Source organism: Desulfovulcanus ferrireducens, from assembly GCF_018704065.1.
Lineage (GTDB): Bacteria > Desulfobacterota > Desulfovibrionia > Desulfovibrionales > Desulfonatronovibrionaceae > Desulfovulcanus > Desulfovulcanus ferrireducens.
Genome location: NZ_JAGUQP010000008.1, coordinates 1 through 19,761 on the forward strand (window position 1 = coordinate 1; position 19,761 = coordinate 19,761).

Here is a 19,761-nt window from a genome sequence, read left to right on the forward strand (position 1 = left end):
TTTTTGTTTCTGCGATATTTTTTTACAGGTTCAACAGCATGTTTCTGAAGAATACGCCATATTGTTGATTTGGCAAATGAAAGGCCGTGTTCTCTTTGAAGAAAGGTAGCTATTCGCTGCGGTCCCCATTTATACATGCTACGTAATGTCAAAATGATCTGTTCATGTTCTTTAGTTACTTTTGTCTTAGCTAGATTATGGGGCTTCCGGGAGAGATCTGCAAGGCCATCAGAACCAGACTCCTGATAGCGCTTATACCAGTGATAAAAGGTAGACCTGGGGATATCGAATTTTCTACATGTTAAAGAAACAGACTGACATTGTTCATAATGGTCAATCCATTTTTTCCTCTGCTTTATCTTTTTAACTGATTCTTTCATACGATTATTATATCCATATAAAAGTCAAAACCAGCAACTAAAAGTGTAGCGGATGTGTCGAAACCTCACATATTATTACAGATGGTTGCCCGATAGTCCCTATAACATGCCGAAAGGGCCGTCAGGCAATGGAGAAATTGATGGCTACGAAGTAATTAATCTCCAGATTTCGTTAATATTTTTTTATAGTTATGGGCAAACAGGGTGGTAAGAGGTGCTTGAAAAGCAAAAAAAAATGATATTTTATATGGTTATGATGCTTTTTTTTGTTTCAGGAAACAAGAGCTGCCATGGAAGTTATTGTACCAGAGGGTACTTGAAAAGTGTTTTTTGGATACTAAGAAATACAAGGGATTAAAAAAACAGGCTGATCTGATCTCCGATGCCGGAAGGCGTTGAGCACCGTCAATTCTTAAAACTCTCTCTCCAACTCTGATATCTGATCTGATCTCCGATGCCGGAAGGCGTTGAGCACTGAAAACTGGGTTCAGTTTTAAACGTCTACATTGGCTGATCTGATCTCCGATGCCGGAAGGCGTTGAGCACCGGAAATTAAACGGGAGCTTAAAAAGGGGTCCTCCTGATCTGATCTCCGATGCCGGAAGGCGTTGAGCACTGCGAAAATACTATACTAATGTGCGTTTTTACTACTGATCTGATCTCCGATGCCGGAAGGCGTTGAGCACGTAACCAAACAGAAAACCACACGAGGACTTATCATACTGATCTGATCTCCGATGCCGGAAGGCGTTGAGCACTCGATGCTTTTCAAAAAAATAATGCACCGACCTACTGATCTGATCTCCGATGCCGGAAGGCGTTGAGCACATTATGTTTGTGATAATGCAATAGCAAATAATGACCTGATCTGATCTCCGATGCCGGAAGGCGTTGAGCACTTGCCCTTATTGTGGAATGGATTTAATTGAAGATCTGATCTGATCTCCGATGCCGGAAGGCGTTGAGCACCAATCTTTTTGATTTAGGTGCAATTAAACAAGTCCTGATCTGATCTCCGATGCCGGAAGGCGTTGAGCACATAACGTGAGCGTGCACACCAGTAACAGCACCGCCTGATCTGATCTCCGATGCCGGAAGGCGTTGAGCACTAATAAATCTTTTGTTACATTCTAAGTCTTTTATCTGATCTGATCTCCGATGCCGGAAGGCGTTGAGCACTATTGGCGTATTTAAAAAATCGGGGGGATTTTATGCTGATCTGATCTCCGATGCCGGAAGGCGTTGAGCACATAACGTGAGCGTGCACACCAGTAACAGCACCGCCTGATCTGATCTCCGATGCCGGAAGGCGTTGAGCACCCACGATTTATTAAATCATTTGCAAGCTGAGGCGCTGATCTGATCTCCGATGCCGGAAGGCGTTGAGCACTCTCTTCAGGAAATAACGTGTTTACAAGAAAAGATCTGATCTGATCTCCGATGCCGGAAGGCGTTGAGCACAAAGAACATTTAAACAATTTAAAAAAGATGAAAGACTGATCTGATCTCCGATGCCGGAAGGCGTTGAGCACAAGAGGTTGATGGTTTACCTGAAGGCGCAGTACTTTCTGATCTGATCTCCGATGCCGGAAGGCGTTGAGCACCACAATATACGCCGCAAATTAAATATATTATACCATCTGATCTGATCTCCGATGCCGGAAGGCGTTGAGCACTTACTTTTTAAAGACTTGCCAAGCTTAGGAACCACTGATCTGATCTCCGATGCCGGAAGGCGTTGAGCACTAGTCGATGCCTGCGGGTATTTAGCTTTAGCAGACCTGATCTGATCTCCGATGCCGGAAGGCGTTGAGCACTCTTGTACAGAAAAAGTTTGGTGTGTGATTCCTGCTGTTCTGATCTCCGATGCCGGAAGGCGTTGAGCACTTAATGGTTTATCAAATTACTTATAGTGGTTGGACTGATCTGATCTCCGATGCCGGAAGGCGTTGAGCACGAATATACAATTTAGAAAACCACTCAGCTCCTTATCTGATCTGATCTCCGATGCCGGAAGGCGTTGAGCACTATTTTTAATAAAAATAAATCACTTAGAATAGAAAGTCTGATCTGATCTCCGATGCCGGAAGGCGTTGAGCACTCAGCCTGATGGCGTTTAGTAAGCTCCTGCTGTACTGATCTGATCTCCGATGCCGGAAGGCGTTGAGCACACAATATCAAAAGAATATGAGCTTTGTGCAGCTACCTGATCTGATCTCCGATGCCGGAAGGCGTTGAGCACTCAGCCTGATGGCGTTTAGTAAGCTCCTGCTGTACTGATCTGATCTCCGATGCCGGAAGGCGTTGAGCACACAATATCAAAAGAATATGAGCTTTGTGCAGCTACCTGATCTGATCTCCGATGCCGGAAGGCGTTGAGCACTCAGCCTGATGGCGTTTAGTAAGCTCCTGCTGTACTGATCTGATCTCCGATGCCGGAAGGCGTTGAGCACTTGCGGATAAGGCCGTGCAGATTGCGCAGGACATCACTGATCTGATCTCCGATGCCGGAAGGCGTTGAGCACAAGCTATGGAGATTATCGAAAATGCCGGGGTTAGTCACCGATCTGATCTCCGATGCCGGAAGGCGTTGAGCACTAAAATCTTAACATCCCAAGACAACCAGGTTACCATCTGATCTGATCTCCGATGCCGGAAGGCGTTGAGCACGCGGCACATTCCAGGTGGTTGCGCCTGACGGCTCTGCTGATCTGATCTCCGATGCCGGAAGGCGTTGAGCACTAGTGATAAGTGATAATACATTTATCAATTGTAGAAGCTGATCTGATCTCCGATGCCGGAAGGCGTTGAGCACACTGCACGGGCCATTGGTTAAGTAAAAAGGGTAAACTGATCTGATCTCCGATGCCGGAAGGCGTTGAGCACACAGGGAACAAAGGGACAGGCAGATAATGTTATGTTTGATTGTCCTTTATAAGACAACCAGGAATATATGGCCTTTTGGCCGCTAGTTCACGTTAGAGAGGAGTGGGTCAAAATTATTGACCGCTTCTGGCTCATTTTAATTGGCCATTAACAATTTACCCCCAAAACTCGCTCAAATGCTTTGACCATTGACAGGTTAGTGTATTAATATGCTTGTCAATACATGATAATAGTCATGTAATTGATCAAAATGGAGAAAACCGATTAATGTTATTGATATCAAAAGACTTAACAGTGCCCAGGAACTTACAAGTTTATGCTAAATACTCTACTGAATTTATTAATGAATTTGCTAATCCAACAGACAATATAATGATGGTGCAACCCAAACATCTTGTGCCTCTGGAGGAAACCGACTGGCCTGAAAACGTAAAAGATGAAATTGCCAAAATATTTAAAGAAATAGGCGTTCCAGACCCCATGAAGCAAAAACTTGTTGAGCCTTATGCCAAGGGTTTTGGAGGTGTAGTGGATGATTCAAAGGAATATAAACTTGAAAATGTAAACTGGAAGCTTGTTATTTATTATTTTAAATGGGAAGCCGCCACTTGGAGTTATAATACTAAAGAGATTGATAAGTTAGAAAAGGTGTGTATTGAAAAATATGGTTTTACTCCCTTTTGGCATTATGGTGTTTATGAAGACCCGTATAAAAGATATTAACTCATTCATTAAAGGTTCTGCCGGAAAGTAATAATATTCGCCGCGAGAATCAATTTTCCGTTTGCCTGCCCATCAAAACTTTTACCCTTCACCACCCGTTCGAAACTTCTGGTAAAACAAATCAGAACGTTACAAATACAATTGTGTATCATTCATTAAAGTAAGATACATTTTTGTAGTTTTTATTTAAAACATGATATCTTGTTAAAGAATTAGGGGGTAGCGAAATAAGGTTAGAATCATTATAAAACAATTGGTTAAGTAATTTGAAGTTTTTTTTCAAAATTACAGGAAAATATATGGTATGTTTTTTGTATTATAGAGAAAAGGTGTTATTATGAAAGTTCCCTTGGCATGAAGGAGGGCCCCTCACGAAGAGGTGGCTAGAAAGAAACGTGTCAGGGATAGTGCTTCTACAAGGAGTAGATAATTTAATTTATAGTAGGAGATTTTCAATGGCCAAAACAAGAATAGCGGTAGTTTCAAAAGACGGTACCAATGTGGACGAACATTTTGGCACGGCCAAACGTTTTTTAATCTATGACTGCAACGATGAAATGACTTTCGTTGAGGAAAGACCGACCGAGTCTCTTTCGGTGGGAGACCCTGATCATCCTTTTGATCCTGAGAGATTTGGTCGGGTAGCAGCCCAGTTAAAAGATTGCGTCAAAATCTATGTTACGAAAATAGGAGAGACCCCTGCAGCCAAATTAAAAGAATTGGGCATTGAAGCGGTAATCTACGAAGGGCCCATTACGGATATTCCAAAGTAACATATCTCTGGGTGCATTCGCAGTCTGCACCGGCACCAAATTTTCTCCCACATGAGTCTTATTATTTTCTGTTAGTTGAACCCGAATTACCTTTTTATCCCAAAATGTTATCATATTATTTCTCAATTTTCCTTCATTTGACGTGGTAGGTGCAGCTAGCGAATGCGCCCCTCTAATTACGTCATTCTGAGCGAAGCGAAGAATCTGGTTCGCTACGTTGGAGATTCTTCGGTCGTTTCGCTCCCTCACTCAGAATGACGAGTAGTAAAAAATATTTTTAGATTGGAGTAGTTAGCAGAAAAAAATATCCCAGGTTTTCAATAAAAGTGAACAAGGGGCGCATCCGCTATTAGTATTGATTTTTGAGAAGCCTTAATTTTGGCATTGTATCTGCTGATTATTTATCTTTTTCTTCTTCTTATTTAGCAAAATTTTGTCATAATTAAATAATCAATCTGTGCAGTGGTAATAATCAAGAATCTGGCAGTACAAGTGGAAAATTCTACTGCGGAATCCCATGTCCACTGACCATCCTACCTAGTCAACCACTCAACTACTCAACCCAAGTGCAGCTATCGGATGCATCCTGCTCCACGCCTGTCAATAGCTACCAAAATAACCACCTTTGGATTGTCGAACAACTCTTTCATTTCCTAACTCTTTCCCCAGGTAAGCAGGGGATAAGTCCAGAATTTTTTTTCCCAAATTTTGTAATTTATTTACAGTAATGGTTTTGTCGTCACTTTAGGTTACAAAATTGTATTCATAGAAGTAATGTCCATACTTTTTAAATCTTCTGAAAAAAATCGAAACATCGCAACTTTATTCAAAAATATGCTCCTGCCAAGATAGTTATTGTCCGTAGACTTATCTGTATAGAATCAGGATTGATATGATAGAAGTATCATTTTTTCCTTATAGTAATTTGATAAGGGATAATAAAAAATGATTTAGTTATTGCTTTTCTCCGTAAAATTTTTTATTATTAATATATACTCTAATCATAATCCAAAGAAGTAAGTAATGGATGCTCACTTTCTTTCAACTGTCCTTGGCTTAACTTTGCCAAAGTTTAGCATCCATTTGGCCGGATAGGTCTGCGTGGCATTGTCCTAAACCTAAATCAAGCGATTTTTAATCAAGTTTTACATTAAAGAGGTTGGAACAAAAGTAGATTTTGAGCCAGAGATTTTTAGCTAATGGAAGAGATTGCCGCGGGCAGCGAAGCCGCCCTCGCAATGACAGGATGAAAGTCATTGCGAGGAACACTAACCTCGGTACAATCTCAAGCTTTAACCTGTAAAAAAAAACACACAATTTTGGCTAAATATAAAACGTTAGCTCGTTTAACTAAAAGAAACCACAAGTTAATGTGGGACAGGAATATATTCAGCATACTCCCTTGATACACATATAACCTTAGTATTCTAAATGGGGACTCGAACTGGAACCGTTCGCATCGCTTCTGGTCTTTGAAAATATCATATATTTCGACTTTATGTAGTTTCTTCATAAAGAAGACCAAGTTTAATATTTTTCGGAGTAAAATTTATTGTTTAATGGCTTAGGTATGATGCGCCTGCAAAAAGACCCTTTTTGCAGGTAATGTTGAATGTTGAATTATGAATGTTGAATTATTTAAACGTGTTACAGGACATTTTTTTGCCAAAATTGTAAGTTTTTAATTTTGCAGTTGCATCAGGTATAGATTTTTTTTTCTAATTTTTTAATACAATTAAAATAATAAAGGAGGTTTGTAATGATATTGAATTTAAAATAGAGATAAGATTTAAAATATCTATGAAAATCTGGCCAGAATACGATCTGGTTTGTATTTACCTTGTTAAACCTCAATATCAAATTAGGAGGTGAAAGTGAGTATAAAGTGGAGATTGTTGGGCACTACATTGATTATGCTAGTCATTAGTTGTCTTATTGTTTTTACTTTAAGTTACGAAAAGGCTGAAACAGGTATGGATGTTTTGACTGAGGAGGCTAAGCAGGCTTTAACTCGCAGGGCTATGGATCAACTGGCTTCTATACGTGCAACAAAGGCTATGCATATTGAAGATTTATTTAAAACAATTGAAGGACAGGTGAGGACATTACCTGATGATAGAATGATTATAGATGCCTGTCAGAGTTTTAAGAGTGCTTTTATGATGTCTGCTATACAATATTCTGACACAGAAATACAGCAGATGCGCCAGGAATTATCTGCTGATTATAGTGGACCAAATTATTTACAAAACACTTTATTCAAACAGTATAATTCATTGATACCTGATTATCAGCCACGACCTGTTTTAGAGTATATTCCATCTGATAATAACGCAGTAGTATTGCAATATTTTTATATCTATAAAAATCCTCATCCGATTGGAGAAAAGCACCGTTTAGACAAGGTAAAAGCAGATTTTCTATATAATAATGTTCATGAAGAATTCCATCCAGCTATTCGTAAATTTTTGGAAACCTTTAATTATTACGATATATTTATAATAGACCCGAATAGCGGAAATATTGTCTATTCAGTGTTCAAAAGAAGGGATTTTGCTACTTCTCTGCTTACAGGTCCATATAAAGACAGCAATCTTGCTCAATGTTTTCGTGAAGCCAGAGACGCTGGTTTAAAGGGAGATAAGGATTTTGTGAGTATTGTTGATTTTGTGTCGTACGAACCAGCTTATAATGCCCCGGCAGCATTTGTTGCTTCGCCTATTTTTGACGGTAATGATTTTATTGGCGTAATGGCTTTTCAGATGCCCACTGATGAGATTGGTCGGATTATGCTTTCTGATAAGAATTGGGAAGATATTGGTTTGGGCAAGACAGGAGAAACATATCTTGTTGGTCCAGATTATAAAATGCGTTCACCATCCCGATTTAATGATAATTCATTGATGAAAATAGAGGTGCGTACGGAATCTGTACAAAAGGCACTGACTGGTCAAACAGGTGTAGGTATTATAAAAAATTATCGAGGTGAGGAAGTACTTTCTGCCTGGCAGCCGTTAAATATTTCTGGTTTGAAATATGTACTCCTGGCAGAGATAGATACCAAGGAGGCTTTAGGTGCTGTTCAAATGATGAACAAGATAGCTAAAGAAAAGACTTCCTCTATGCTACGTTCAAACATGGTAATTTTAAGCATTGTTTTATGTTTGGCATGTGGCATAATGTTTTGGGTAATCCTGCGAATCACCAGGCCTTTGATGAAAGTAACCGAATTCGCCAGGCGGGTGGCAGGTGGGGACCTGGATACCACTCTGACAGAACGTTTTCCTGGAGAGCTGGAGACATTAAAAGAGGCCATCGTGACCATGATTGATATACTTAAAAAGAAAATTTCCGAGGCCACAAAAATGAGCGAACAAAGTAAAAAGGAAGCTGAGCGGGCCCAAAAAGCCTTCCAGGAGGCAGAAGAAGCCAGGTCTCGTGCAGAGGCAGCCAGAAAAGAGGGGTTACTTGAAGCAGCCAAAAAGCTTGAAAGGGTAGTGGAAGCCCTGGTGTCGTCATCTGAAAAGCTTTTGTCACAATCTGAGCAAGTGGCTGACGGGGCCCAGAACCAGAAGGCGCGAACAGAAGAGACAGCCACAGCCATGGAAGAGATGAATGCCACTGTCCTGGAGGTGGCTAAAAATGCATCCAATGTTGCGGAGGAGACCGAACAGGCGAAAAACAAGGCTGAATCAGGAGCCCAAATCGTCGATCAAGCAGTTGATGCCATAAACAGGATTAATGAGTTGACAGAACAGTTGAAGGAGAACGTGGGGAGATTAAAAGATAAAGCAAGTGGTATTTCCCAGGTAATGACAGTGATTTCTGATATTGCGGATCAGACAAATCTTTTGGCCTTGAATGCAGCGATTGAGGCCGCAAGAGCCGGTGAGGCAGGACGCGGTTTTGCCGTGGTTGCAGATGAAGTACGCAAGTTAGCAGAAAAGACCATGGAAGCAACGCAGGAAGTTGGCCAGGCTATCTCTGAGATTCAGTCAGAAGTAGAAAAAAATGTTACAGAGATGAGTGACGTAGCCGCTTCAGTACAGAAGGGTACTGAATTGGCAGGAGAGTCCAGGACAGCCTTGCAGGAAATAGTTACCCTGGTTATTTCTGTAACTGATCAGATCAGGGCCATAGCCACGGCTTCGGAAGAACAATCAGCAGCCAGTGAAGAAATAAGCAGGGCAGTGGAAGATATTAGACAAATTTCAGAGAAAACCGTTCAAAATGTTGGCGAGACTAAAAAGGAGATAAATAATCTGGTGCACTTGTCCGAGGAATTAAAAAGATTAATTGATGAATTGGCGAAATAAAGAAGATAAGAGGCGAAGAGATTAAAATATAGATAAATTTATTGGTTATCGACAGTCGGGGGAATGCAATGGACAAAAAAACAAAAGAGAAAGACGTAGAATTGTTGCAATTGGTTACCTTCAGGATAGGTGAAGAGGAATTCGGCGTGGATATTTTGCGCGTGCAGGAGATTATTCGCATGCTGGAAATCACCAGGGTGCCCAATGCGCCTGATTTTGTGGAAGGAGTAATTAATCTGAGAGGGAAAGTGATTCCTATTATTGACTTACGTAAAAGATTTGGTCTGACAGTAAAAGATCATGACAAGCATACGCGAATAATTGTTGTTGAAATAAACGACATGGTAGTTGGCTTTGTGGTCGATGCAGTATCAGAGGTATTGCGCATTCCAGCAGATATAGTTGAACCTCCTCCCCCAGTGGTTGCTGGTGTGGACTCTGAATATATAAGCGGAGTGGGTAAGCTTGAAGACAGGCTTTTGATTTTGCTGGATTTGAATCGGTTGCTGAAGCGGGAAGAACAGGAAGTGCTGGCGGAAGTATAAAACTTCTCGCTTTGGCGGGATAATTTTGTATGACCTTATTGATTTAGCTGCCCGAGGCTATCACAACCGAGCATAGGGCTATTTTTTCTGTTCATAGAGAAAAAATTATGGTCATACCATTTGGAAATTGGATTTTAGAAACTTTGGGGTCAAGGCCTTGATTGTTGAATTGTTTTGACATTAGATGCTCATGCGAAAATTACGGGTTTGTGAGTCTGGGGCCAAACTTTGCTCAGAGGAAAATTTTTCATAATTTTTTTTCAATCCTGATTTCTAATCTGGTAGTCAAAATGGGGTTTGGCCACAGGCTTTTGTATGATTAGAATGAAACTTACTGAATTATTTTAATTAGTTTAGTTTGAGAAACCTTTTACTTGAATCATAAGGCCATGACCATGCAGTTAAAAGATATCATTCGGAACAGTCGGGGCGAGCAAAAGGCGGATTTACTGCTAAAGAATGGACAGGTCGTCAACGTGTTTACCGGAGAAATAGTCCGGGCCGACGTGGCAGTTGCCGGCGGCCTGATCATTGGCGTCGGGGAAGGTTACAGTGCTCTTGAGACAATCGATCTGGACGGAAGGTTCGTCTGTCCAGGATTTATAGACGGCCACTTGCACATCGAGAGCACCATGCTCACTCCTTACCAGTTTGCCCGGGCCGTGCTGCCTCATGGCACTACCACTGTTATTTGCGATCCCCATGAAATCGCCAATGTCCTTGGAACCTCCGGTGTCCGTTACATGCTGGAGGCCAGTGAGGGATTGCCAATAAGCATCTTTATTATGGCGCCGTCATGTGTGCCGGCCACTCACCTGGAGACAGCAGGAGCAACCCTTTCTTCTGATGACATTGCCACGCTACTGGACCATCCGCGTGTATTGGGGCTGGCCGAGATGATGAATTTTCCGGGTGTCCTTTTGCAAATTCCGGAAGTCCTGGCAAAACTGGAGGCAGCAAAAAAGCGCGGGATGCCGGTGGACGGCCATTCACCCGGATTGACCGGGCGCGACCTGCAGGCCTATGTTGCTGCCGGAATTACTTCGGACCATGAATGTACCAGGCCGGAAGAAGCCCTGGAAAAGCTGCGCGCAGGCATGTATCTCTTTATCAGGGAAGGCACTGCCGAACGTAACCTGGCTGATCTGCTGCCTGTTGTCACTGCTGAAAACTCGCGCCGCTGCATCCTTGTGTCTGATGATCGGCACCCTGATGACCTGATGGACCGTGGACACATGGACTATTCAATCCGCCTGGCAGTACGTAAGGGACTCAATCCCGTGACAGCCATCCAGATGGTCACGCTAAATCCTGCGGAAAGGTTTCGTCTGTGGGACAGGGGAGCCATAGCACCTGGTTATCGCGCAGACATGGTAATCTTGAATAACCTGGAAGATATGCAGGTGGAAAAGGTTTTTACTGGCGGCCAGCTCGTAGCTGATCAGGGTCAAACATTACCTTTTACTCAGCCTGAAACCGTGTCCGGGTTCAATTCAATGAGGATAGATACACACAACCTGGATTTTGCCATTCCAGCCAAGGGCAGCTCTGCTCGCGTCATTGGTGTGATAGAAGGCCAGATCGTGACTGAAATGCTGGAGCTGCCGGTGAAGATACAGGATAACATGGCCGTGGCCGATGTAGAGCGTGACATCCTGAAACTGGCAGTAATTGAGCGCCACAAGGGCACAGGCAATGTGGGGCTTGGTTTTGTCAGGGGGATAGGGCTGCATAGCGGCGCAATTGCAAGCACGGTTGCCCATGACTCGCACAACCTCATCATAGTCGGAACCAATGATGCCGATATGAAACTTGCAGCCATAAGTGTATCTGAGATGGCTGGCGGTCTTGTCGCAGTGGACAATGGTCAGGTCAAAGCCCGGCTGCCACTGCCCGTGGCAGGACTCATGTCAGGAGAACCTCTGGAGAGCGTCCGTAAAGAAATGGACAGGCTGCTTTCGGTTGCCAGAGAGCTAGGCAGCCCCCTTGATAATCCGTTTATGACACTCAGCTTTCTGGCCCTGCCTGTTATCCCGGCATTGAAACTGACTGACAGGGGACTGGTTGATGTCAATAAATTTGACTTTGTGGAACTGTTTGTCTCTTAAGTATGATTAAATAATTTGGTGTATGCAAACGGGCGTATGCAATACGCCCGCACAATTCTTATCTTCCCAACTTCCCAGCCAGTTATTCCCCCATTAACCCATCCACTCACCCCCCCATCAACCTTTTTACCTACTAACCCACTCAACTACTCAACTATTCTTTATGGTATGTTTTACCTAATGATGCCGGCGGGTTGACTTGTAGGAAGCGGACCAGTGGACGAAGCAATGGGTGTGCCTCTAGCCATTCATTAACTGCTTTTCGGCGGGACAAATGAATCAGTACAAGAATAAAGATCATCAATGGAAATGGGGCTACCTGGAAAACCTGAGCCGGTATAGATGGCCACCAGCTCTGAAACACGACTCCCATGATCTGGAGAAATCCGAAAAAGTAAGCGCCAAAGGCGACCTTGAGTGGGTCCCAGCCGCCAAAGATAACGATCGCCAGGGCTATCCATCCGATTCCTTCTGCACCCTGAGGACGTCCCCATCCCGGCTTTACACTGAGTGAATAAAGTGCCCCGGCTATTCCAACCAGAAAGCCTCCCAGTATGGTGTAACCAAATTGTATTTTTCTTACGGAAAACCCCCTGGTGTAAGCTGCCCTGGGATTTTCTCCTATGGAGCGCAGCTTTAGTCCCCAGTTGGTTCGGTAAAAATAAAACCAGGTGGCTATGATGCATGCATAGCTTAAGTAAACCATGATGTTGTGTTGAAAAAGGATGTTTCCTATGACGGGGATCTTCTCCAGGAAGGGCAAAGGCAGATGGGAGAGCTGGGGCCCCTGGATGCGGGTGTATGAATTCCCCAAAAAATAGGCCAAGTCTTTACACATTAATGTTAATACAAAACCAACTGCCACCTGGGAAAGCCCCCAAAACAAGCTCGTAAAAGCTACTATCGTAGCAACCAGTGCTCCAACTATTCCTCCTGCCAGAAATCCACACATCAAGTTCTGGGTTTCATAGGCAACAGCAAAAGATACCATAGCTGAAAGCAATATTGTTCCATCAAGAGACAAGTTGATAATTCCAACTCGTTCTGTGAAAGTCTCCCCCAGGGTGGCAAATACCAGGGGAGCTGCTCCACTCACTACACTGGCCATCAGAATAGAAAGACTAAAATCCATCATTTTTTTGTGTTGGTGTTAGTTGTTAGTGTTAGTTTCAGAAAATCCTTACCTTGTTATTATCCCTTATTCCTTAACCGCCAGCGATAAGCACATAAAAATGCAAGAACGCATATACCCTGAATAACGCCGCTCAGAGACGAATCGATTTTAAGGATTAAAGGCAACTGGATGCTTCCTACGTTTAAGCAGCCAAAAAAGAAGGCGATGAAAGGAATGGGTTTCCACTTATAGTTGGCCAACATTACCACCAGCAGGGACAAATAACCGTAGTTGCTTGATATGGAAGGTATAAGGCGGTGGTAGACTCCTGTTACCTGAAAATAGCCGGCGCAACCGGCCATGATGCCGGCCAAAGACATGGCAAGGAGGGTGTAACGCTGTGGAGACAGCCCAAAGAGCGTACCGGCAGTGGGATTGTTTCCTACAGCCCTGAAAAAAAGCCCCCATCTTGTATATTTATGGATAATAACCGTGGCTATAAAAAGAATAACGGTGATAGCAAGGGCTATAGGTGATATACGCAGACTCTGCAGGGTGGGGAGCCAGAGGGAGTAGTCAAAAGGTTCTGTCCCGCTCATGGAAGCAATACCAGGCCTTTTCCACGGCCCAAAAATCAGCCACAGTATCAGGCCCTGCGCGACAAAATTGAGCCCAAGACCGGCAAAAATTTCATTTACCCCGCCTTTTGTTTTGAGAATACCGGCAAACAGGGCCCACAAGGCCCCAAGAAACATCGCGAAAACAAAAGCCGCGATTAGACATAAAGAAGGCGCAAAATAGGGGCTTAACCATTTTAACATGGCTGTAGCGCCCACAGCGCCGAGCATTACCTGACCTTCTATACCAATATTCCATAATTTCATGGAAAAGGTATAAAGCAGGCCACACGAACAGAGAGTCAAGGGTATCCACACCTGTAAGACCCTGGCTATCTTATTCCACGACCCCAACGAACCCTTGATTAACAGAAGGTATGCTTCTAATGGCGGCGTACCCGTTGCGAGAAGAAGCAATGTGGTTAATAGAATGACAATTGAAAAGGTAACAAACCATCTTGAAGCAACTGCAAAAAGTCTTTTTTTCAATTCGTGTCCCATTTTTGAGTCCTGGATTCTAGTTGGTGGGGCTTGTCCACTTACCCACTCAACCTTTTTACCTTTTAATTCAACTTTCGGAGTTAACTTACGATCACATTTTCTTCAATGTTAACAAAGAGTTGGACAATCTACTCATCCACCCATTAACCTTTTTTTTAACCTCTTTACCCACTCACCCACTTACCTACTCACCAACTCAACCACTCACCTACTCACCCATTTTACCCTTTACCTGCTATAGCTTTTGTGACTTCTTCTAAAGTAACTTCATTTAATGATGCATTCAGAACAATACGTCCATTAAAAAAGACAACTATCCTGTCGGCTACGGAAAATATTTCATCAAGTTCGGCAGAACTGAATATAAGGGCAGTTTTATTTTTACAGTATTTTTTTAAATGATCCCAAACCCACAAAGCAGATTCCATATCTAGCCCTCTTGTGGGCTGTTCAAGCAGAAGCAATTTGGTAGATGAAGGTATTAATGAAAGTAACAAGCGTTGCTGGTTGCCACCGGATAACGCTGATGCCTTGTCGTTTGCTGTTCCCTTAATTCGAAAATGTTTTATAAGCTGGCTGCTCGTCTGGTGAACTAAATTCCAGGGAACAAAGAAAGAGTTTTTATGAAAGGCAATGGCATAGTGTTCCGCAAGCGATAGATCGGCAAATAAGCCTTCTTCTAGCCTTGAAGAGGGCAGGAAACATATTCCTTGTTTGCGCAAAAAAGCATGATTTTTTCCGGTAATGTCTTTATCATTTAATATAATGCGTCCTTTTGCAGGGGAAACTAGTCCTGCAGCTAGACGCAGGAACACTTCCTGTCCGCTTCCCTCAAGGCCGGCAAGACCGACTATCTCGCCCTGTCTAACTTCAAGTGAGCAGTCATGGAGGCCAGATCTTCCCCCGGAGGCGGATACATTTTCAAGGGCCATGAAGGTCGAGCCGGTTTTGAAGCAGGATGGAGTCTGGGCGGGAGGCCTGGAGCCAAACATGAGGGTGAGCAGTTTGGAAGTATCAAAGGGCGCCTCCATTTCTCCGGCCACACGTCCTTCCCTCAATATTGTTACCCTGTGGCAGAGAACCTCGATATCTTCCAGCTTATGGGATACGATGATTATGGATTTTCCTGATCTAGCCAGGCGTTTTAATGCCTTGAAAAGTACCCCTTTTTGTTCTGAAGAGATGCCAGTCGTTGGCTCATCAAGGATTAAGACTTCGACGCCAATCGCAAGCAGCCTGATAATCTCGAGTTGCTGTCGTTCTCCTACAGTGAGCCCGGACACGGGAGTTTCGGGGTTAATCTTAAAGCCCAGTTCGCCGGCTGTTTTTTCAAAGAGTGTTTTGTAATGATGTCGGTTTATATGCCAGGAGCTGTTAAGGCCCAGGATAAAGTTGTCCAGGACGGTCATGGAGGGAAAATCCTGGGGATCCTGATAAAGCATGCCAATACCTAAAGATGTTGCCTCTGCAGGAGATCTGTAGTCAACTTCTTTGCCGTTTATAAAAATTTGGCCTTTTGACCTGGAAGTAAAACCAGCCAGGATTTTCATCAAAGTGCTTTTGCCGGCACCATTTTCACCTAAAATACCATGAATAGAATGGGAATGTATCGTGATATTGATTTCCCGGTTGGCATGTACCGGACCGTAATATTTGTGGATGTTTTTAAGTTTTATTTCCATGATTATAAAGGGATAAGGGGTAGGAGGGGTAAGGGGTAGGTAGAAGGGGTAGGAAGCATAAAAATCTTCAGTGTTCACCCCTTAATCCTTATCCCTTACCCCTTAATCCTCCTTTTATTTCGCACTACTAGGACCTTCCATGCCTTTCAGAAGCTGTTTCATGTACCAGATTTGGTTATCTGTGGCCACTTCTCCGGGTTTGAGAAACACGGAACCGTCCTGATAATAGAGAGGGCCTTTAAAGAGCTGGATTTTACCGGAAGCCAGACCATGCTGGAATTTTTCCAGGGCTTCTTTTGTCTCAGGAGACAAAGCTGAGCCAGGCAAAAATCCTATTGAGCTGGTATCAGGATCATTGATGTTTTCCCAGTTAGGACCTAGCCACAGCCATTCCTGTTTCCATTTTCCTTCTTTTGCGGCCTCAATAAAGTGTTTGTAGCCGGGCTTCCAGTTGAAGTAGGGGACTCCCAGGCATGCTTCACTGCCTTCTTCACATGAGCCTTTGTAATCATAGGGGATAGCCCATACTTCTTTTCCCTGTTTACGTTTTTGCTGTGCAACTACAATGGCCTCTGTTGTATCTATGCCTGATATAACTACGTCAAAACCACTGTTGAAGAAATTTTGGGTTACCTGGGTCGGATCAGCGGTAATACCCGGAATATTAAACCAGAAACCAATCCAGGTTACCTGGAAACGAAGATCTTTGGGGTCTTTATGAAGAACATGTTCCCATGCATACCTTGCACCAAGGTAGGCAGATACAGCAAGACGACGTGTTTCATCATTGATTAGGGGACCTAAATATCCAATTTTACCCGTTTTAGTAGTGAGGGCTGCTACAAAACCAGCCATCATTTTGCCGTATTCCATACGCCCCATCAAATTGGAAAGATTTTTCGGTGCCTTTCCGGACAGAGCGTCGTCGCCGGATATATGGATGAAATAAGTATCAGGATGCTGGAGCGCTGCTTCCCGAATGCCGTCTTTCATGTCATCTGAGTTGGCGATAATTAAGCGGGCACCTTGGGACACCAGTTCGTCAACCAGTTGAGGCACGGTTACCCCCGGGCGATCAGCAGGATTTACTTTATCGATGTAAATCATTTTTACCTGTTTCATCTCTTTCTGAATGGCCTCGCCAGCCTCAAAGTGGGCCTGGCTCCATCCGTGATCATTGTAAGGGCCAACCAGTAACAGGCCAAAAGTAAAAGGTTCAGATGAAGCAGCCCAGCCCGGGCTTACTCCCAAAATTGTCGTTAAAATAAATAGAATGATCCCTAGCCACCTTCGCGTCTTCATAAACATTTGATACCTCCTTTGTGGGAAAATTTTTCTTTAGCCTACTAAATAGTCTGTACTCAAACCCTATTTTAATCCCTGATTGAACGTCCTGGTTTGTGAAATGCTGGAAGCAAGACTGGAATAAATCATGGAAATTTCGTTGATAAAAAGATTTGGGCACAGACTCTAAAAAGCATACCTGATCACAGTGAAAATGTCTCTAGCAATCCCGTACCTATTTTTTAGTCAGGACTTTATTAAAATTCGATGTCACAAAGTATAAAGATGCTCATCAAAATTTTCCCTCGAGTTGGTGCGGGAGAGCTGGCGTAAGATTATTAACCCTGTGATTAATTACAAAAAAAAAGATAAAAATACGCCACTGCTTGATTTTTTGCAGTGGCGTTAGCCAACGGGTTTTTTGCTCAAAAAGGTTAAGAGGTCAAGATACCAAAATATTAGAAACTAAAAATTTTTCCATAAATTTAAGCAAGCAGCTGCAGCTTGCGGCTCTTGGGAAGACGGGCTATATCCTTCTCAGAGCCTATGGCCGAACCTTTTTATCAACGAAATTTCCAAGGTTTATTTCATGCTGGTACAAAGACTTGGACCCATCTAAAACTTGCTTGCGGACAGAGCATAATGGGATACTTTGGGTAAACAAATATTCTCTTTATTATCGAAAGTTATGGTCAATGTCGCAAAATGTTTAGCCTATTTCTTCCGATGCTCTGTTTTTCCGCAAGCTTCGCCAACATGGGTTACCCAAGCCGTTTGTAATGCATTTCATAAACCAAGACTTTCAATCAGCGGTTAAAATGGGGTTTAGCCACAGACTCCTCATCTCGTGTCCATGGAGTTTAAAGGAAGGGCAATGAAAGTTTTAAGGAGTGAAATCAAGGGATTTGAACAACGAACGAGCTTAGAACTGCCTCTATATTTATCTCAGATTCCTGCGGGGTTTCCTTCACCAGCCGACGACTATATTGATAAAAATTTAGATTTAAATGAATTTTTAATAAAACATCCGGCAGCCACTTTTTTCGTCCGCGCTTATGGGGATTCCATGCGCGATGCAGGCATTCATTCGGGCGATATTCTTATTGTAGACAGGGCCCTGGAACCCAGAAACAACTCTATTGTTGTGGCTGTTGTAAATGGAGAACTGACGGTCAAGCGCTTGTACCAAAAAGAAAACAAGCTTTACCTGATGCCGGACAATCCCAGGTATAAGCCTCTGGAAATTACGGAAGATATGGATTTCGAGGTCTGGGGAGTAGTGACTAATGTCATTCATTCACTTGAGTAGGTGAGTTGGTGAGTTGGTGAGTAGTTGGGAGAATGAGTAAAAAGTAGTTGGGAAGTTGGGAAGGTAAGAACTGTAGAAGCGTATTGCACACGCCCAGAGGTTAAGATGTTAAATAGCCAAGTGGGTGAGAGATTTTAAAGTAATTCAAAATTCAACATTTAACATTTCATGCAAAAACACAGTTTTTGCATGGGCAGGGTAGGAGCATGCACTCCTTTTATGCTTTAGTGGACTGCAATAATTTTTATGTCTCTTGCGAGCAGATTTTTAATCCCAGGCTTCGAAAGCGGCCGGTAGTGGTCCTGTCCAACAATGACGGTTGTGTTGTGGCCCGCTCAGAAGAGGCCAAGGCACTGGGTATTGGCATGGGCGAGCCATATTTCCAGTGTAAAACTCTTTTGCAAAGGCATGGGGGAGTGGCCTTGTCTTCTAATTATACCCTGTATGCAGATATGTCCGCCCGGGTAATGGATGTCTTGTCTACTTTTGTTCCTGATGTGGAAATTTACTCCATAGACGAGGCTTTTTTATTTTTTTCCCACGCTGCCGCTACTATTGCTAAGTATGACAATCCCTGGCAACTGGGGCAGGAAATAAGAAAAAAAATAAAGAAGTGGACAGGCATCCCTGTATCCATAGGCATTGCCAAAACCAAGACCTTGGCCAAGGTTGCCAATCGCATCGCCAAAAAATTCCCTTATCTTCACGGAGTTTTTGTCTTAAAAGAACAAAAGGAAATCGAAAAGGCCCTGAAGCAGATAAAAATAGAGGATGTTTGGGGAATAGGCCGCAATTACTCCAAATTTTTGCGCTCCAGAGGAGTTTTGACTGCTTTTGACTTTGTCTGCCTGGAAAGAGATTTCGTACAAAAACACCTTACCGTGCGCGGGGTCTCTACTTTTTTAGAGTTAAAAGGCATCCCGTGTTTTGACCTGGAAGTAGAGGAAAAAAGGCCTGAAAGTATTATTACTTCCCGCTCTTTTGCCAAGGAAATATATTCTTTGACTGATCTCAAGCAGGCCATTGCTACCTTTATTCATGTCGGGGCGCAAAAATTGCGTCAAAAAAAATTGCTCGCCTCTTATGTCCATGTTTTTTTAAAGTCCAACCGTTTCAAAAAAAACTATTATTCTCGGCACAGTGCCTTGAAGCTTATGCCTTCTACTAATTACACCCCGTTTTTAATTGAAAAGGCCCACCTTGTTCTGGAAAAGATTTATTCTCCGGACCATGGTTATAAAAAAGCCGGAATCATGTTCACGGGTCTTGAACCACAAGAAGAACGCAGGCTTACCTTTTTTGAGCTGGATAAAAACAAGAGGCAAAAACAGGAACGTTTGATGCAAGTTATGGACAGGATAAATGCCAAATGGGGAAAGGGCACTTTGACGGTAGCAGCTACCGGCCTGGAAAAGAAGTGTTTTTTTCGCCGCTCCCACAGATCACCCGCCTATACGACAAAATGGGAGGACTTGCCTGTTGTCAGGGCATAAAGAAAATGGCGTGGTCGTGAATGTTTTTCA

12 protein-coding genes and 1 CRISPR repeat array are annotated in these 19,761 nt (G+C 43.1%); of the genes, 7 read left to right on the plus strand and 5 right to left on the minus strand.

The window, feature by feature from the left end:
• Positions 1–380, minus strand: a 380-nt coding sequence (locus tag KFV02_RS04140; protein WP_252380272.1) for a helix-turn-helix domain-containing protein, incomplete at its 3' end; no start/stop codon positions are given.
• Positions 381–747: 367 nt separating this feature from the next.
• Positions 748–3,266: direct repeats of the CRISPR family, unit length 36 nt; unit sequence CTGATCTGATCTCCGATGCCGGAAGGCGTTGAGCAC.
• A 267-nt stretch (positions 3,267–3,533) separates the two neighbouring features.
• Here KFV02_RS04140 and KFV02_RS04145 point away from each other — a divergent pair.
• The 5 genes from KFV02_RS04145 (at position 3,534) to ade (ending at position 11,731) form a co-directional block, all read left to right on the plus strand.
• Positions 3,534–3,989 carry a hypothetical protein gene (locus tag KFV02_RS04145; protein WP_252380273.1) on the plus strand — a complete coding sequence of 152 codons (456 nt, stop codon included), beginning with the start codon at positions 3,534–3,536 and terminating at the stop codon, positions 3,987–3,989.
• A gap of 455 nt (positions 3,990–4,444) precedes the next feature.
• Positions 4,445–4,762, plus strand: coding sequence for a NifB/NifX family molybdenum-iron cluster-binding protein (locus KFV02_RS04150; protein ID WP_252380274.1), 318 nt, complete (start codon positions 4,445–4,447; stop codon positions 4,760–4,762).
• 1,874 nt (positions 4,763–6,636) lie between these two features.
• Positions 6,637–9,078, plus strand: a complete 2,442-nt coding sequence (locus KFV02_RS04155; RefSeq protein WP_252380275.1) for a methyl-accepting chemotaxis protein — start codon at positions 6,637–6,639, stop codon at positions 9,076–9,078.
• A 68-nt stretch (positions 9,079–9,146) separates the two neighbouring features.
• Positions 9,147–9,623 carry a chemotaxis protein CheW gene (locus KFV02_RS04160; RefSeq protein WP_252380276.1) on the plus strand — a complete coding sequence of 159 codons (477 nt, stop codon included), beginning with the start codon at positions 9,147–9,149 and terminating at the stop codon, positions 9,621–9,623.
• A 395-nt stretch (positions 9,624–10,018) separates the two neighbouring features.
• Positions 10,019–11,731 (plus strand): adenine deaminase, encoded by a 1,713-nt coding sequence (ade, locus tag KFV02_RS04165; RefSeq protein ID WP_434800281.1) that lies wholly within the window; start codon positions 10,019–10,021, stop codon positions 11,729–11,731.
• A 154-nt stretch (positions 11,732–11,885) separates the two neighbouring features.
• Here the strand turns inward: ade and KFV02_RS04170 are convergent, their stop codons facing one another.
• The 4 genes from KFV02_RS04170 to KFV02_RS04185 form a co-directional block, all read right to left on the minus strand.
• Entirely contained in the window at positions 11,886–12,866 is a 981-nt protein-coding gene (locus KFV02_RS04170; protein WP_252380277.1) for an ABC transporter permease, read from the minus strand.
• A 56-nt stretch (positions 12,867–12,922) separates the two neighbouring features.
• Positions 12,923–13,963: an ABC transporter permease gene (locus KFV02_RS04175; protein WP_252380278.1), complete on the minus strand. Its 1,041-nt coding sequence runs from the start codon at positions 13,961–13,963 to the stop codon at positions 12,923–12,925.
• A 221-nt stretch (positions 13,964–14,184) separates the two neighbouring features.
• Complete coding sequence (locus KFV02_RS04180; protein WP_252380279.1) at positions 14,185–15,723, minus strand: ABC transporter ATP-binding protein; 1,539 nt, start codon at positions 15,721–15,723, stop codon at positions 14,185–14,187.
• Positions 15,724–15,759: 36 nt separating this feature from the next.
• Positions 15,760–16,953, minus strand: a complete 1,194-nt coding sequence (locus tag KFV02_RS04185) for a BMP family lipoprotein (RefSeq protein ID WP_434800282.1) — start codon at positions 16,951–16,953, stop codon at positions 15,760–15,762.
• 850 nt (positions 16,954–17,803) lie between these two features.
• Here KFV02_RS04185 and KFV02_RS04190 point away from each other — a divergent pair.
• Both KFV02_RS04190 and KFV02_RS04195 read left to right on the plus strand, forming a co-directional pair.
• Positions 17,804–18,238 (plus strand): LexA family protein, encoded by a 435-nt coding sequence (locus KFV02_RS04190; RefSeq protein WP_252380280.1) that lies wholly within the window; start codon positions 17,804–17,806, stop codon positions 18,236–18,238.
• Between the two features lie 206 nt (positions 18,239–18,444).
• The gene (locus KFV02_RS04195) at positions 18,445–19,731 is read left to right on the plus strand and encodes a Y-family DNA polymerase (RefSeq protein ID WP_252380281.1); all 1,287 of its coding nucleotides are present in this window, start codon (positions 18,445–18,447) and stop codon (positions 19,729–19,731) included.
• The last annotated feature ends 30 nt before the right edge of the window (positions 19,732–19,761 follow it).